This window comes from Clostridium sp. KNHs214 (assembly GCF_000744935.1).
In the GTDB taxonomy this organism is placed as follows: Bacteria; Bacillota; Clostridia; order Clostridiales; family Clostridiaceae; genus Haloimpatiens.
On record NZ_JQMW01000009.1, the window covers coordinates 418,126 to 434,274 of the forward strand.

The 16,149-nt window shown below is 29.2% G+C and carries 14 protein-coding genes and 1 other RNA gene; 13 read left to right on the forward strand and 2 right to left on the reverse strand.

The genetic code is table 11. The features are described 5' to 3' along the window. The first annotated feature begins 21 nt into the window (after nt 1-21). Nucleotides 22-825, forward strand: coding sequence for a lipid II flippase Amj family protein (locus tag CC89_RS04445; protein ID WP_035289522.1), 804 nt, complete (start codon nt 22-24; stop codon nt 823-825). Here the strand turns inward: CC89_RS04445 and CC89_RS04450 are convergent. Both CC89_RS04450 and CC89_RS21035 read right to left on the reverse strand, forming a co-directional pair. Next, complete coding sequence (locus CC89_RS04450) at nt 818-1,387, reverse strand: superoxide dismutase family protein (protein WP_081896960.1); 570 nt, start codon at nt 1,385-1,387, stop codon at nt 818-820. The genes CC89_RS04445 and CC89_RS04450 overlap by 8 nt on opposite strands. A gap of 47 nt (nt 1,388-1,434) precedes the next feature. Then, a complete protein-coding gene (locus CC89_RS21035; protein ID WP_035289525.1) occupies nt 1,435-1,962 on the reverse strand; it encodes a hypothetical protein in 528 nt (175 codons plus the stop codon). 274 nt (nt 1,963-2,236) lie between these two features. Here CC89_RS21035 and CC89_RS04460 point away from each other — a divergent pair, with 274 nt between their 5' ends. From CC89_RS04460 to CC89_RS04505, 12 genes are all read left to right on the forward strand, one after another. Next, the gene (locus CC89_RS04460; RefSeq protein WP_035289527.1) at nt 2,237-4,306 is read left to right on the forward strand and encodes a helix-turn-helix domain-containing protein; all 2,070 of its coding nucleotides are present in this window, start codon (nt 2,237-2,239) and stop codon (nt 4,304-4,306) included. 281 nt (nt 4,307-4,587) lie between these two features. After that, nucleotides 4,588-6,027, forward strand: a complete 1,440-nt coding sequence (locus CC89_RS04465; RefSeq protein WP_286161303.1) for an MATE family efflux transporter — start codon at nt 4,588-4,590, stop codon at nt 6,025-6,027. A gap of 412 nt (nt 6,028-6,439) precedes the next feature. Continuing rightward, on the forward strand, nt 6,440-6,946 hold the full coding sequence (locus tag CC89_RS04470; RefSeq protein ID WP_035289529.1) for a methylated-DNA--[protein]-cysteine S-methyltransferase: 507 nt from the start codon (nt 6,440-6,442) through the stop codon (nt 6,944-6,946). A gap of 48 nt (nt 6,947-6,994) precedes the next feature. Continuing rightward, nucleotides 6,995-9,316 (forward strand): ATP-dependent Clp protease ATP-binding subunit, encoded by a 2,322-nt coding sequence (locus CC89_RS04475; protein WP_035289531.1) that lies wholly within the window; start codon nt 6,995-6,997, stop codon nt 9,314-9,316. 149 nt (nt 9,317-9,465) lie between these two features. Beyond that, nucleotides 9,466-9,945: a hypothetical protein gene (locus CC89_RS04480; RefSeq protein WP_035289534.1), complete on the forward strand. Its 480-nt coding sequence runs from the start codon at nt 9,466-9,468 to the stop codon at nt 9,943-9,945. Then, nucleotides 9,926-10,606: an accessory gene regulator ArgB-like protein gene (locus CC89_RS04485; RefSeq protein ID WP_051931488.1), complete on the forward strand. Its 681-nt coding sequence runs from the start codon at nt 9,926-9,928 to the stop codon at nt 10,604-10,606. Before CC89_RS04480 ends, CC89_RS04485 begins: the two co-directional genes overlap by 20 nt. Continuing rightward, nucleotides 10,587-10,724: a cyclic lactone autoinducer peptide gene (locus tag CC89_RS19850; protein ID WP_081896962.1), complete on the forward strand. Its 138-nt coding sequence runs from the start codon at nt 10,587-10,589 to the stop codon at nt 10,722-10,724. Before CC89_RS04485 ends, CC89_RS19850 begins: the two co-directional genes overlap by 20 nt. A gap of 62 nt (nt 10,725-10,786) precedes the next feature. Further along, complete coding sequence (locus CC89_RS04490; RefSeq protein ID WP_035289537.1) at nt 10,787-12,481, forward strand: bifunctional diguanylate cyclase/phosphohydrolase; 1,695 nt, start codon at nt 10,787-10,789, stop codon at nt 12,479-12,481. Between the two features lie 124 nt (nt 12,482-12,605). Continuing rightward, entirely contained in the window at nt 12,606-13,742 is a 1,137-nt protein-coding gene (locus tag CC89_RS04495) for an ISAs1 family transposase (RefSeq protein WP_035289540.1), read from the forward strand. A gap of 221 nt (nt 13,743-13,963) precedes the next feature. Next, nucleotides 13,964-14,145, forward strand: a non-coding RNA gene (gene ssrS, locus CC89_RS19855) — 6S RNA. Nucleotides 14,146-14,518: 373 nt separating this feature from the next. Next, nucleotides 14,519-15,307 carry a sugar phosphate isomerase/epimerase family protein gene (locus CC89_RS04500; RefSeq protein ID WP_035289543.1) on the forward strand — a complete coding sequence of 263 codons (789 nt, stop codon included), beginning with the start codon at nt 14,519-14,521 and terminating at the stop codon, nt 15,305-15,307. 105 nt (nt 15,308-15,412) lie between these two features. Then, complete coding sequence (locus CC89_RS04505; RefSeq protein WP_035289546.1) at nt 15,413-16,087, forward strand: hypothetical protein; 675 nt, start codon at nt 15,413-15,415, stop codon at nt 16,085-16,087. The last annotated feature ends 62 nt before the right edge of the window (nt 16,088-16,149 follow it).

Below are 16,149 nucleotides of genomic sequence, written 5' to 3' on the forward strand. Positions count from 1 at the left end.
GTTTTTTTATTGGAGGTAAAAATGTCAACGCAAATAATTATCGTACTTTTATTAACATTTGTAATATACGTTATATCTACATTGGCATATTCAGTAAGGATAGTTGGAGTTAGAACAGGAAGAATAGCCATATCTTTTGCAGTGTTTAATGTGTTTGCCTTGATATCAAGGACTGCAAACACTATACAAGCACCGCTATTGGCTAAAAATATAGAGAAGAGCATACAGATGGGTAATTCTGAAGCATTGTTATATATGTTTAGATGGATACTACTTTCTACTACACTAGCTACTATAACAGGAGCTCTTTTGATGCCTACATTTATAAAAGTATTTTCTAAGGCAGTGGAAGCTTTTAGTGTACATCGTTCCATACCTAAGTTATTAATACATGGTTTTTCAAAAACAGGAGTGGAGCAGTTTAAAAAAAGTATTACTAAGCCTACTCGAAGTAATATAGCTCAATTAAAAAGTTTTAAAAGAATACCTAAAAAAGTTATAGTTTTAAGTACTGTAGCTTTCTCCATTTCAACAGTTGGAGTATTAGCTTCATTATATGCTGGGTGTTTAAATCCAGAATTAAGAACTACTTGCAGTACATTATCCTCAGTTATTAATGGTGCAGCTACTATATTGATGTTTATATTTGTAGATCCATTTGTATCCATGTTAACAGATGATGTTATAAGAGGAGAGTGCAGCGAAGTACAGTTCAATAGGTGCATAACTTTTATAGTAGCAGGGTTAATAGTAGGAACTTTAGTAGCACAAGTTCTTCTTGTACCCGCTGCAAAAATAATCGGATTTGTGGCAAAGATTATATAATAACTCCGCAGGCCAATCTTCTACCAGCATTTCCTGCAGGTTGGCTTCTATAGTCGTCGGGACTTTCATGTATAATCACAGCTTTGCCTATAACATCTTTAACCTTAAATTTATTTGTAAAGAAGCACATAGCAGCATAGCCGTTATTAGAAAAGAGTACAGGAAAATCACCAGCGTGATTTCCATGTGGCTGATTTGTAGGGTTCCAATGTTCACCAGCTCCTTTAAAAGGAGCATTATTATCTCCTACTTCACAATTTCCAAATTGGTGTATATGAAAACCATGAGGACCTATAGGAGGATTGTTTCCAGAAGCAGGCTTATATTCAGGCAGTCCTGAAACTTTAATGCAAACTTGTGTGCCACCAGGTACATCCATAAAATATACTATCCCTCTTATATTGGGAGCAAGGGGACTAGCTTTTAATTGGGCGTAAGCAGTATTTTTTATATTAGGATTTACATCACTCCTAAAATAATCATCTATGATAGTTTCACCATAGCAATCATAAGGGGAGTTTAGTTCATCAAAATATGGATAATAATAAGAATAATCATACATAATTAAAAACCTCTTTCAATAAATATTTATTCAAATTATAGATGATATTACACACAATAGAAAGAATCTATTTTTCTTAAGTCAAGACCAAAATAAACCCATCTAAATCCCATCCAGCGCCATCCGCTTATGGATCTTCTGCCTACATAGGTTAAATAAGCCCAATAGGATCTTCTATTGGATTGCCATATATAGGTAAATCTATATAGACAAGGTCTTATGGAACCAGTGTCTACAGCTTTTGTGTTTATTCCTCCAGCTTTTGCTGTAGATTTACTAGGAGTAAAACTTGGTGGAGGTGCAGTTGGAGGGCCTTGCATATTTGGGGCATTTGGTATACCAGGGAAAGGGGGCATATTTACTTGTCTTTGTCCTCCTGGTATTTGGCGCATTCCGTGCATTTGAGCAAAAGGACAAAATTCACAAGAAACGTTCATAGGATAATAATCATTAGAATTCATATAAGAATAGTCCATTTCATCTAGATCTAGGTCATCAAAATCTGAGTCATCAAAATAATTTTCATATAGATCCATATCATTAAAATCCATATTTTCATTTTCATAAACTTCCATAATGTATTTAATCTCCTATTAAATTGATACAATATATAATATGTAAAATAAATAGTATGGTTACTTAATATATAGAGCATATATGCTACTATAACTTAAATTTGTAACTTGAATCCTTAACATTTAAAACTTTGATATTAAAATTGCGAAAGTTTTAATATTTAATATACAACTGTAGAGTAGAAATTGAAGCATGCTATAAAATGGGAATAATCAATTGACGAATTTTGTAGTATAATAAAAATGTATATAAAAAGGGAAAGGAAAGAAAACTATGAGACGTGAATATGTAAATTACATGGCAGATTTGCCCATTGCAATTTCTATGATAAATATAATACAGTACCCGATACATTGGCATGACAGCATAGAAATATTATTTGTACTCAAGGGTAGTATAAGTGTAACAATTGAAACTGAAAAATATGAGGTTGAAGAAGGAGAAATAGAGATAATAAACTGTGATGAGGCTCACAGCATAAAGGCTATACAAGAGGAAAATAAAGTACTTTTATTTCATTTGGATCCTAATTTTTTTGAAAAGTACTTTAACGATATAAGAAATATATTTTTTTATACGAATTCATCAGAAGAAGGGGCCCAGGAAGAAGAAAAATACTATGAACTTAGAAGATATTTATCCATACTGGTTTGTGAGGCTATTCAAAAGGCAGATAAATATGAAGATAATATAGAAGAAAGTTTAGTAGAACTATTATATCATCTTATAAATAATTTTCATCAGCTTATGTATGAAAGGGAAACCTTAAAAGACAATGATGAACAGTTTAAAAGATATGATAGAATAGTTAGATATATATACAGTAATTATAAGGATAAAATAAGTCTTCAAGAAATAGCAAAAAAAGAGTTTTTAAGTTCGGATTACTTATCCCATGAAATAAAAAATACTGTAGGATATAGTTTCAAGGATTTCTTAAATTTAACAAGGGTAGAAGAATCTATAAAATTACTGCTTGATACAGACATGACGGTGTCAGAGATTTCTGAGGAATTGGGATTTTCTCATATTAGATACTTTAATAAGCATTTTAAAAAGCATTATAATTGTACTCCTCTTCAGTATAGAAAAAAATATAAAGTAGATGATGAAAAACTTGAAGCATTAAAGAATACTAATATATTAGATATAAAGGAAAGTTTAGAATATGTTTCTGTTTACTTAGAAGATTATGATAGGTTTAATTATGAAAATAAGATAGTTAAGGTTGGTATAAATCCTTTAGCTGAAAAAGGAGAATTCCAACATGATTTTAGAGAAATTATAAATATAGGAGAAGCTAAAGAATTATTAAAGGAATCTGGAAGAAATTTCATAAGTGAGTTGCAAAGAGATATAGAATTCAGTTATGCTACAATATATGATGTGTTTTCTGACCATATGGGTGTAGGAATATGCAATGAAGATTTTTTCAATTGGAATGAAGTAAAAGAAGTGATGGACTTTTTACTATCTATAAAATTAAGACCCTTTATAGTTATAGATGATAAAATAGGAATAGTAAAACTTAAAAGTATATTAGAAAGCTTTGTAAGTTATTTTAGGGAAGAATATGGAGACTATGAAATATCAAAATGGAAAGTTAAAATCTCACAAGAGTTAACAGAAAAAAATAAAAAAATTGTAGAAGAAGCACTTAATGGATATTTGGATATTGAAGAATATTACGTACCTAAACTTAATAGAGATTTAATATATGACACTTGTTACATGATACCATATATAATAGAAAACTCTATAGAGGGCAATAATCTTTATTTTAAAGCTTTTGATTGTATGGCTTCTGGGGCACATATTACTAATGAATTATTTCTTGGAGATTATGGTCTAATAAATCAACATGGAATGAAAAAACCATCATATTATGCTTATTATTTTTTATCTAAATTAGGAGATACATTAATAGATAAGGGAGAGGGGTATATAGTTACAAAACAAGGAGATGATATTCAAATATTGCTATGCAGTTATGGTGATGAGATAACCAAATTAATAATGTTTGAAAATATGTTAAAAAAGAGAGGAATAAAGAAAACTGCAGAAAGAAAATTTTCATTAAACATAGTTAATTTGTCCTATGATTATAACATAATTAAATATGACATAAATGAAAGGCAAGGTTCTACCTATAATTATTGGATTAACATGGGTAAGCCTAAAAGATTAAAAGATGAGGAAGTAGAACTTTTAAAAAATTCTTCATTTCCTAAAATTTCTTTCCAATTTGCTAAAAGGAGTACGGTTTATAATATTGTATCCAAAATAAATGGATATGGAGCTACTCTCATAATCTTAAAAAAAGTACAAAAGCACCTTTATTAAGGTGCTTTTTTTGTTTATTTCCGTAAAACAACATTTTATAAAGTAAGCAAGTTTATACCTAATTATAAGCATATAAGTGAATGTAATAGTTATTATTTTAAATTATAATGTTAATATAAGAGTTTTAAAAAAGCAATAACAAAAAAGTACTTAAATTTTAAAATGATTAAATTTAAGGAATACTTAAGGGATAAATTTCCCCAATAATTATAGAAAGGTCGTGAGACTATAAAGCTTCAGAGAAAAATTAAATACGAAAACAGGAAAGAAAGGTGAAAAATATGGCAGTAAACACTCAGAAGTCTACTCATGGTAATATGGATTTTGCCACGGGAAAAGTGAGTAGAGTATTAATCAAATTTGCCATTCCAGCCATAATATCCTTGTTCGTTGCAGAGCTTTATAATATGGTAGACACCATATTTGTAGGTAGAGCCATAGGAGCTACGGCCATAGGCGCATTAACTATAGCCTTCCCTATACAAAGATTAATGTCATCTTTAGGACTTTTAATCGCTGTAGGAGCTTCAACTATAGTAGCTAGAAGTTTAGGAGAAGGTAACTACAAAAAAATTTCAAAGATAATAATCAATTCTTTAATTATCATGGTTTTAATTATGTCTACACTTATAATGGGTATATATATTTTTAAAAATCCTATTATAAGAGGATTAGGTGCAACTGACAATATATTTCCTTATGCAAATGACTATATAAAAATAGTTGTAATTGGAGGAATATTTCAAGGTTTTACATTGATTATAGGTTATATTTTGACTGCCCTAGGGAATGCCAGAATTAATTTAGTAGCTACATCTATAGGAGCTATATGTAATGTAATAATAGACTTTTTACTTGTAATAGTCTTTCCTTTAGGAGTTACAGGAGCAGCAATTGCCACTGTGGCATCTCAAATTATTTCTAGTATATTTGCACTATATCATTTCTTAAAGGTAAAAGGTAAACTAAATTTGTCTTTAAGTTTCAATATGGATAGAAAAATAAGTTCTACTATAATGGCTGTAGGTTTTTCTACATTTATAGTTGAAATATCAGATGCGGTAGTTGCAGTAGTTTTAAATAATATGTTGGTTCCCTATGGAGATACAGCCATAGTTATAGTTGGAATTATATCGAAAATATCTATGTTTATGTATATTACAATAATAGGTATAAGCTCTGCTATGCAGCCAATAGCAGCTTTCAACTATGGTGCTAAAAACTATAAGAGGGTTAAAGAAGTGGCAAAAAAGGCTAAAATTGCAACTTGGATAACTTCAATAGTTATTTGGGCAGTAATGATGATATTTGCAGCACCTATAATAGGAAGTTTTGTAAGAGAAAAGGATATATTGATGGAGGCTATAAAGGCATTTAGAATAGTGATATGCATTTTCCCATGTATAGGAAGTTATTTTGTAGCTATATATTATTATCAAGCTATTGGTGAGGCAAAGATTTCTTTACTTCTATCTATATACAGACAGCTTTTAATATTTATTCCGGTAGTTGTAATTACTATAAAGTACTTTGGAATGCTAGGTACTTGGATAGCATATCCTTTATCTGATATGATATCAGCGATTACAGGAATATATTATATGAGAAAGGCTAGAGTATATATAGATGAAGATATAATGGAAGAAAGAAAAATTGCAGAGAAAAGAAAACTTAAAGAATCATATGCTAATGGCAGAATAGGACGAATGAGAGAGGCTTAATATGGTAAAGTTTTAAAACTCAATATAAGGAACATTCAAAGAAATAACAAGTCAGTATGATAGTATATATTGCGTCATATTGTGTTAGCAGAACCCGCCGATAGTTCTAAGGCGGAACCTGCTTCCTTGTCTGACACAAAATATACCAGCATTTTTGCCTTGCTATTTCTTTTCATGTACCTAAATACTGAATGAATGATAAGTATATTCAATATAGTTACCATCTATTCAGTATTTTTTATTTTAAAAATTAAGTAACAAAATTGTTAAATTACATACTGTTATTTTCATATAGTAAAGACTATGATAGAATTATGATAAATGTATATTAATATATAAATTTTATTTAAATTGCCAATAAATAATATGAAAGCTATTTAAAATATAATATACTTTATGGAGGATTTTAATCATGGAAGAAATTACTGCGTGCTATTATAAATCTCCTATTGGTACCATAGAGATAAAAGGAGTTGCAAAAGGAATTACGTCAGTACAATTTGTAGAAAAGCAGTTAGAAAATAATAAATATATTTATGAAGGAGATAATAAGAAAATATATCCGGTGATAATCCAGTGTAAAAATCAGCTGGAGGAGTATTTTAATGGTGATAGAGAAGAGTTTCAATTAGATATTATATTAAAAGGAACTTCCTTTCAAAATAAAGTTTGGAATGAGCTTGTTAAAATACCTTTTGGAACTACAGTATCATATAAATATATAGCAGAAGCTGTAGGTAACAGTAAAGCCTTTAGGGCAGTTGGAAATGCAAATAATAAAAATCCCATAACTATTGTAGTTCCATGTCATAGAGTGATTGGTGAGAATAATAAATTAGTAGGTTATGGGGGAGGACTATGGAGGAAAGAATGGCTACTAGACCATGAAAAGAAGTTTTATCATAAAGGTAGCATTTAATATATTAATATATTCAAGTTGAATTTACTGATAATTGGAGATGATTCTATGCAAATGTGTTCTATTTGTCACAAAAATATAGCAACTATATATACTGCAAAACTACAAAATGGAAAACAAGAAATTATAGGTCTGTGTATGCAGTGTGCAAAAAAAATGGGATACCCAATGATGGATCAAATAATAAGTGAAACGGGTATTAGTCCAGAAGAGTTTGAGAGTATTTCACAGCAAATGAATAGTATGTTACAAAATGTGAATATAGAAGAAGCAATGGAAGAGGTAAAAGAACTACAAGAAGCAGGAGCATTGGGAGAGACTGGAGATGAAAAGTCTATTTCAAATTTTTTTAATAGTATATTTCCTAATGCTAGAGCTTTTAGACAGCCTGTGGATAATGAAGAAAGTAAAAACGAGGGAGCTTCTAACGTAGCAGATACTAAAATAAAAAATAAAAGAGTTAGGAAGAAGAGAAAAAATTTAGAGAACTATGGAATAAATTTAACTAGAAAAGCCAAAGAAGGCGGCGTAGATAAGGTTATAGGAAGAAATAGAGAAATAGATAGAGTGGTTCAGATATTAAATAGAAGGACTAAGAATAATCCAGTACTTATAGGAGAACCTGGGGTTGGTAAAACTGCTATAGCTGAAGGACTGGCAGTTAGAATTGTGGAAAAAGAAATACCAGAGAAACTTTTTAATGCAGAAGTATATTTATTAGATTTGACATCAGTGGTTGCAGGAACTCAATTTAGAGGTCAATTTGAAGCTAGAATGAAGGCTATTATAGAAGAAGCTAAAGAAAATGGAAATATTATTTTAGTAATAGATGAAATACACAACATAATAGGAGTTGGTGAAGCTCAGGGTGGAGCTATAAATGCTGCTAATATTTTAAAGCCAGCACTGGCTAGAGGTGAAATTCAAGTACTCGGAGCTACAACTTTAGAGGAGTACAGAAAAAACATAGAAAAGGATTCTGCCTTAGAAAGAAGATTCCAACCAGTATTAGTGGAGGAGCCTTCAGTTGAAGATACTATAGAAATAGTAAAAGGCATAAAGCATTATTATGAAGATTATCATAAAGTGAAAATATCTGATGAAGTTATAGAAACAGCTACAAATTTAGCTGAGAGATATATAAATGATAGATTTTTACCTGATAAGGCTATTGATGTTATTGATGAAGCTAGCTCTAGAGCTAATTTAAAGAATAAAGGATTAGTAGAGATTAAGGCTTTAAAAGAAGAAAAATATAATTTGGAAAAGATTATGGAAGAATCTGCAGATAAAAATGATTACGAAAAGGCAGCTGATTATAAAGTTAAGTTGTGTAAGATTAAAGAAAAAATAAATCACATGGAAAAGGAATGTAGTCATATAGAATTAACAATAGAAGATGTAGCATTTATAATAGAGTCTTGGACTAAAATACCTGTTATGAAAGTAACTGAAGAAGAAGGGGATAAATTATTAAACTTAGAAAAAACTCTTCATAGAAGAATAATTGGTCAAGAAAAAGCCGTGGCTTCTTTAGCCAAAGCCATAAGAAGAAATAGATTAGGGTTTAGCAAAAAGAAAAAACCTTCTTCATTTATATTTGTAGGACCTACGGGAGTAGGAAAGACTCAACTTGTAAAGACTCTTTCGGAAGAATTGTTTGGCAGTGAGGATTCACTTATAAGAATAGATATGTCAGAGTATATGGAGAAGCATACAGCATCTAAACTAATAGGTGCTCCTCCAGGATACGTAGGTTACGATGAAGGAGGACAGTTAACGGAAAAAGTTAGAAGAAAGCCATACTCAGTAATACTCTTAGATGAAATTGAAAAAGCACATCCAGATGTTTTTAATATGTTACTTCAAATTTTAGAAGATGGGAGGCTTACAGATAGCCAAGGTAGAACGGTAAATTTTGAAAATACAGTAATAATAATGACATCTAATGCGGGCACTAATTTTAAATCCGCAGGTATAGGCTTTGCAAATGAAAGCTATAAAATAGTGGAAAACAAGGTAAGAGATGCTTTGAAAGAAACTTTTAAGCCAGAGTTTTTAAACAGAGTGGATGAAATAGTAATATTCTCTAGTTTAACTAGGGATGAACTACACGAAATTTTAGATTTAATGTTAAAGGAAGTAATGGGGGAAATTAAAGAAAAGGGAATAAATGTTGAAATATCTGAGGAAGTGAAAGAATTCATATTACAAAAGGGTTATGATCCTAAATATGGAGCAAGACCTTTAAGAAGAGCAATACAAAAGTATATTGAGGACGAAATAGTAGAGCAGTATTTACAAAAAAGGTTTAAAAAAGGTCATACTATAAAAGTTATATTGGAACATGGAGAAGTGAAAATAAAATAATTTGAAACCAGGAGACTATATTCCTGGTTTTTTAAGAGCATAATAAAATCTTTTATCATATGTTCTATTTCATATTAGTGATAAAAGTGGTATAATTAGGTTATATTCAAGTATCATATAAAATAATTACTCATACAAAGGATGATTTTATGTTAAAGGTTTCGTTACTAGTGATGGTGTTGAGAGGAATGCCAGAATTATATTTGATGTTTGTGTTAATGTATATATTAGATCATAAACCAATTAATAGATTTAAAATAATGTTGTCTACTATAATCATGAGTGCAATAACTTATTTTGTTAGATTTCTCCCAATACACTTTGGAGTACATACAATAATAGCAATTGCATTCAATATTATTTTTGCGGTTTATATAAATAAAATTAGTCCAATAAAGGTTATGTCAAGTGCTCTTATTGGAGCAATAATGTTGTTTTTATGTGAAGGTATAAATTTATGGATTGTACAAAGGTTTTTTAATGTATCCTTTTCGCAAGGTTCCATAAGGACACTTAGAGAGTTTATATTTTCACTTCCAGCTTTATTTTTATTTTTAATTATTATATTCATTTGGAAAAAAATGTTCAATGAGGAGGAAGTTTGTACTAGTGATTCAAAGAATATGTGATAAATTATCAAAGTATATATCTCATAATTTAAAATTAGACAAAGATAGGGAAGAAGTAATATCATATGGTGTATTTGCTTGTATTCAAACTACATATTCAATTTTGTTTATAATAATTGTGAGCTTAGCTTTAGGGGTATTAAAAGAAGCTCTTATATTTTCATTTAGTGCAAGTTTTTTAAGAAGAACTTCTGGAGGAGTGCATTCTAGTACCCCTAGTAGGTGTGCCATAACTGGAGCAATTGTATCAGGCATTATTGCATGGCTTATTAAAAGATTTTCAAATAACATAAATTTAAATTTACTTATAATAGTTAATATATTGATTTTCTTAATATCGTATTACTTAGTAAGTAAATTAGCCCCAGTGGATAGCAAGTCAAAACCTATAAAAAGCAAAGAAAAGAGAAATATTTTAAGAAAAAAATCTATTAAAATATGGGGTGTTTTATTTTTAATTAGCACCTTTTTCATATTTTTTTATTATATATACAATAATAAAATTTTATTAACATTTAGTATGTGTGTAAGTACAGGAGTATTATGGCAAACATTAAGTCTTACACAATTTGGACAAGCTTTTATTAACTTTACAGATATAATTTTTAATAAAATAAAATTTTTGTTTGGAGGTGTACTAGATGAAAAAAAGAATAATTAAAGGTATATTAGGTTTAGGTGCAGTATTATTTACATCTATAGCATTGACTACATCTGCTTATGCATGTTTCTTTTTTATGTATCAACCAGAAGAACCTAAATGCTTAAGAGAAGAATAATAATTTAAGGGTGGTGAATACCACCTTTAAATTTACAAATTTAATTTGAGAGAGTGACTTTTATGAATAAAGTTCAAAATATTAAAAGTAAGAAAATAAATGAAATAGTAGCTATAGTAAAATTGGCATCTTTGCTTTTTTGTGGAATAATAATTTTTCAATACTATTCAAGTAAAAGCAACCAGTTTATGCATTTTCATAAAAATTATTACTATATGTTTATGACGCTTTCAGCAACCTTAATATTGATACTGATATATACATTATGGAATATTTTTTCACGGAAAGAATCTATATTCAAAAAATATGTTTTTATGCAACAAGTTGAGAATATATACTTTATAATTTTATTTATGTACTTAGTTATTCGATCAGGAGGTCACTTAAGTCCATATAAATTTATATTTATGCTTATAATTATAACCTCTAATATTCAATTAGGAATAAATTCAGGAATTTTTGTATCAGTAGTGTCATCAACTTTTATTTTAGCTTTAGATTTGATAAGCGTTAAAAATGTGGAGGTAAACACATTCTTTGAAAATGATTTAATATTATCAGGTGTGTTTATTTTAACAAGTATTTCTTTGGGGTATTATGTAAAAATAGAAGAAGAACATAATGCAAAGCTATCTGAAATGGTTAATCTTGATGGCTTGACAGGAGTGTACAATCATAGATATTTTCAAGAGATATTAAAAGAAAAAATAAACGAAGCTGGAAAGTTGAAGGAAAATTTATCTATATTGTTTTTGGATATAGATTATTTTAAGTATTATAATGATTTATATGGACATCAAAATGGCGACAAAGTATTAGAAAAAATAGGAGACATATTAAAAAACAATGTAAGAGAAATAGATGTAGTTGCAAGATATGGAGGCGAAGAATTTGCGGTTATAATGCCTAAAGCCTTTGAAAAAGAAGCAATACAGGTGGCAGAAAAAATAAGAGTAGCTGTGGAGAAATATAAATTTCAAGGAGAAGAGAATCAGCCTAATGGGAATTTAACCGTTTCTATAGGGGTATCAAGCTTCCCAGATAAGGCAAAAAATGATTTAGAACTTTTAAAAAGCGTTGATGATGCATTATATAGGGCAAAGTTTTTTCATAAAAATAGAGTTGAAAGCTATTATTCAGTTTTAGAAGAATTAAAAAGGGATATAGAAGAAGAACATATTGATTTAATAACTTCTATAAAAACATTAATTAGTATAATTAATGCTAAAGATAGATATACATATGGACATGTGGAGAGAGTGGTTGTTTACTGTAAGCTCATGGCGGAAAGCTTAAACTTATCAGAAAAAGAGAAAAAAATATTAATATATGGTGCATATATGCATGATATAGGTAAAATAAATATACCAGAGGTAGTAATAAATAAAAGGATGCCACTTACGAAGGAAGAATGGGAAATGCTGAAACAGCATCCGCAAAAGGGTGTGGAGATTATAAAACCAGTAGGGTCATTAAAAGATACTACTCCCTTAATTTTGCATCATCATGAAAGGTATGATGGTAGTGGCTACCCATATGGTTTAAGTGGAAAAAATATACCTTATTTGGCTAGAATATTAACAGTAGTTGATAGTTTTGATGCTATGACATCTAACAGGCCATATAATACAAAGAAAAGCTATGATGAGGCTATAGAAGAATTGAAAAAATGCAGTGGAACTCAATTTGATCCAATTTTGGCGGAAAAATTTATTCAGGTTGTTGTAGGTAATAAGAGTAAGTTTGATGAAATGTAGATATTTAAAATTCACAGGGCAAACGCATATGATTTTTTGGCGCTAGCCCTTTTATTTTGTTGAAATAATGCTTATAATTTAAATTGTACAAAAGATAGAAAGGAAGATTATTATTAAACCAAACATGTTTGATATTGAAAGTATAATATTTGATGCATTTAATGAGGTCGAAGACCCACGAGGCGATAACAAGAGACATAAATTTATAGATATAATCGGTATAGCACTATGTGCTGTAACCAGTGGAATGGAATCTTATAATGAAATTGAAGAATTTGGAGAGTCAAGTGAAGAGTGGCTAAAGCAATATTTTGAGTTACCTAATGGAATTCCTTCACATGATACATTCAATAGGGTATTTTCCCAAATAAATCCTAAACAATTTCAAAAATGTTTTAATGAATTAATGAAGAATTTAGCTGAATTAGTAAATGGAGAAGTAGTATCTATAGATGGTAAAACAGTGAGAGGATCATCTTGTAATAGTTCAAATCAAAAATCAATTCATATGGTTAGTGCTTGGGCAAATCAGAATCAGGTAGTTTTAGGGCAAATCAAAACAGATGATAAATCAAATGAAATCACAGCAATTCCAAAATTAATTGAACTATTAGAATTAAAAGATACTATTGTTACAATTGATGCTATGGGAACTCAAAAGAAAATAGCAGAAGTTATTATAGAAAAAGAGGCTGACTATGTGTTGGCATTAAAAGAAAATCAGAAAACTCTTCATGACAATGTTGAATTATTTTTTGACTCTATATTGAGATATAAAAGTACAGATATAAAAGTACAAACCCATACTACTCATGATAAAGATCATGGGAGAATTGAAGCACGAAAATACTTTTTAGTTAATGAAATTTCATGGCTAGATAATAAAGAAGACTGGAGAAATATTCAATCTATAGGTATGGTTGAAAGAAAACGAATTGTAGGAGATAAAGAAACTTTTGAGCGAAGCTACTATATAACAAGTTTAGAGTCTATAGAGTTATTCTCAAATGCAGTTAGGCAACATTGGGGTATAGAAAATAAGCTCCATTGGGTTTTAGACGTATCTTTTAATGAGGATAAATGTAGAGCTAGAAAAGATAATTCAGCTGAAAATTTGGCTGTCTTACGACATTTAGCCTTAAATCTACTTAGACAAGAAAAAACTTTAAAGAAAAGTTTAAATATAAAAAAAGTTAAATGTGCATTAGATAAAAAATATCTAGAAAAAGTTATTTTCGACCCTCTACGAGGTAAAGAATAAAGAATATTAAAATACCACTAGGGAAAGTCTATGAATAGTTTTTTCAATATTCACTTTATTTATAGTAGCTCATTTATTTTACATATTTTATAAAAACGCATCTTTATATTGAAAGAAATACAATATAAAGATGCGTTTGCCCTGTTAAAATTCATTAAAAGTATTGCAATTTTATATTAGATTTTGTATAATAATGTCGAAGAGAAAATTATATAAGAATTATATTTCTGGGATATTTGTTAGCTCTTATTTTGAACCTACAGTTTGCAAAAGGGAATTCAATATTCAAATGTATAAATGAGCTATAAGACCTTTTAGGCCAGTTCGTGGAAGCGTTTATGAGAATACCCACCTATCTAGAGGATAGGTGTCAAAATTAGAGTGGCGGTATTTCGGATTTAATTTATAAAAAATAAATGATTATAAAGCAGAGAGTATTCTCTGCTTTTTTGTTATGTATATGAGAAGAAATAACAAGTCAAATATTCTGGTATATTTTGTGTCAGACAAGGAAGTAGGGTTCAGCCTTAGGTAGGACTATCTGCGGGTTCTACTCACGCAGTATGACGTAAAATAGATTAGCATACTGGCTTGTTATTTATTTGAATGTGCCTTATATTTAATATCATGGTTACATGTGGTAAAATATAAATAATACTAAATATAAATTCCTTTTGTAAGGAGATATAGCATGTTAAATATGACTGTTCTTGAGTTGAACTTGTGATATTTTATCTGTAGTATTAGTTTGCTAGATTAGGAAAGGAAGGAATAATATGACTTGTAAATTTGGAATGCCTACATTAATTGAAAAAGATAGTATTGAGGACAACGTAGTATTATGCAATGAATTAGGATTAGATTTTGTGGAGTTAAACATGAATTTACCTTATTGTATGCCTGAAAATAATAGCCTTGAGGATTTAATGAAATTAAAAGAAAAATATAATGTGGAGTTCACTTTACATTTTCCAGAAGAAATTGATTTTGGGTGTTTTTATGAGGAAGTAAGAGAAGCAAATATTAGGCTTTTTAAGTATATTGCTACTTGGGCTTCAAAATTTGGAGCTAAAAAAATTAATATTCATTTAAACTCAGGGGTATACTTTACATTACCACATAAGAAGATGTTTGTATACGAGAAAAACAATGAATTATTTACGGACAAGCTTAAAGATTCTTTGAATAATATAATTGCTGTTGCAGAGCCTTTAGACATAAAGGTATGTGTTGAAAATATGCAAGTACATAAATTTGTAGAAGAAGCTTTTTTAGAGCTATGTGATGTCTCTGGAGTGAATTTTACGTGGGATGTGGGGCACGATGCTATGACTGGATATAAAATAAAAAATATATACTTAAATCATCCATATAAAGTTAGTCATATGCATTTGCATGATTATAACGGAATAAGCGATCATCAAGTGTTGTTTGATGGTGATATTCCTTTAAAAGAAAGAATTGAATTTGCAGAAGAAAATAAATTAAGCGTGCTAATTGAGACAAAAACCGTAGAGTCACTTAAGGAGTCAGTAAAAAGGCTTAGGGAATGTTCACTATTATAAATATAGTAATAGGCATAAAAGTATGAATTACTTTGTGGATTATTGCATGTACAAGTAAATATACTATATTTGTATTAAGAATTTACAGAGGGGAGAGTAGGGGCTATGTTACATGAAAAAGCAAGTAAGTATATTAAAGTAGTAATGTTAGTTTTTGTCTTATATTTTTTAAGTGAAAATGGTAATAATTACGGAATTTTTGAAAAAAATTTTAGATATGCAATTTTTGCAGGTTTTTATATATTTTTTATGATGTTTTTAATATCAGAAGAAAAAAATAGAAAAGGTAAAATTTACAAGATATTAAAGTGCTTGCTTCTAGTTCTTTTTATATGTATGGTTGGAGTTAAGATATATGATTTTAATGTATGTAGAAGAGTTGATAAATTGTGTAACCATATAGAATTTAATTTTAATAATATAAAAAGAGTAAAGGTGGAAAAAGTCACACCAGAAAGTGATAGAAAAAGTGCTCCAGATGAAAGAATAACAGATGATAAAGATAAAATAAATTATTTGAAGAATTATATATGTTCTATTGGTTTTACAAAAGTAAAAGGCAAATCACGCATAAAAGATGAAAAATATTTAAAAGAGCAGATGTTTTTTTGTATTTCTTTTATAAATAATAAGTATGAAGATTCTAATGATAATAGGCTGATTTTGGAAATATTCCCCAATAAAATAATAGTAAAAGGTATAGAAGAAGATACTATTTATTATAGTGTTGAAAAGGTTTTGAATAAGGAGTTATTGTGGAAGTTTTATGATGGTTTATAGTAGTATTTAATCAAGAAACTCCTACTTCAGCGTAAGCCAGTGAAGAGAGTTTACTGAGCAGT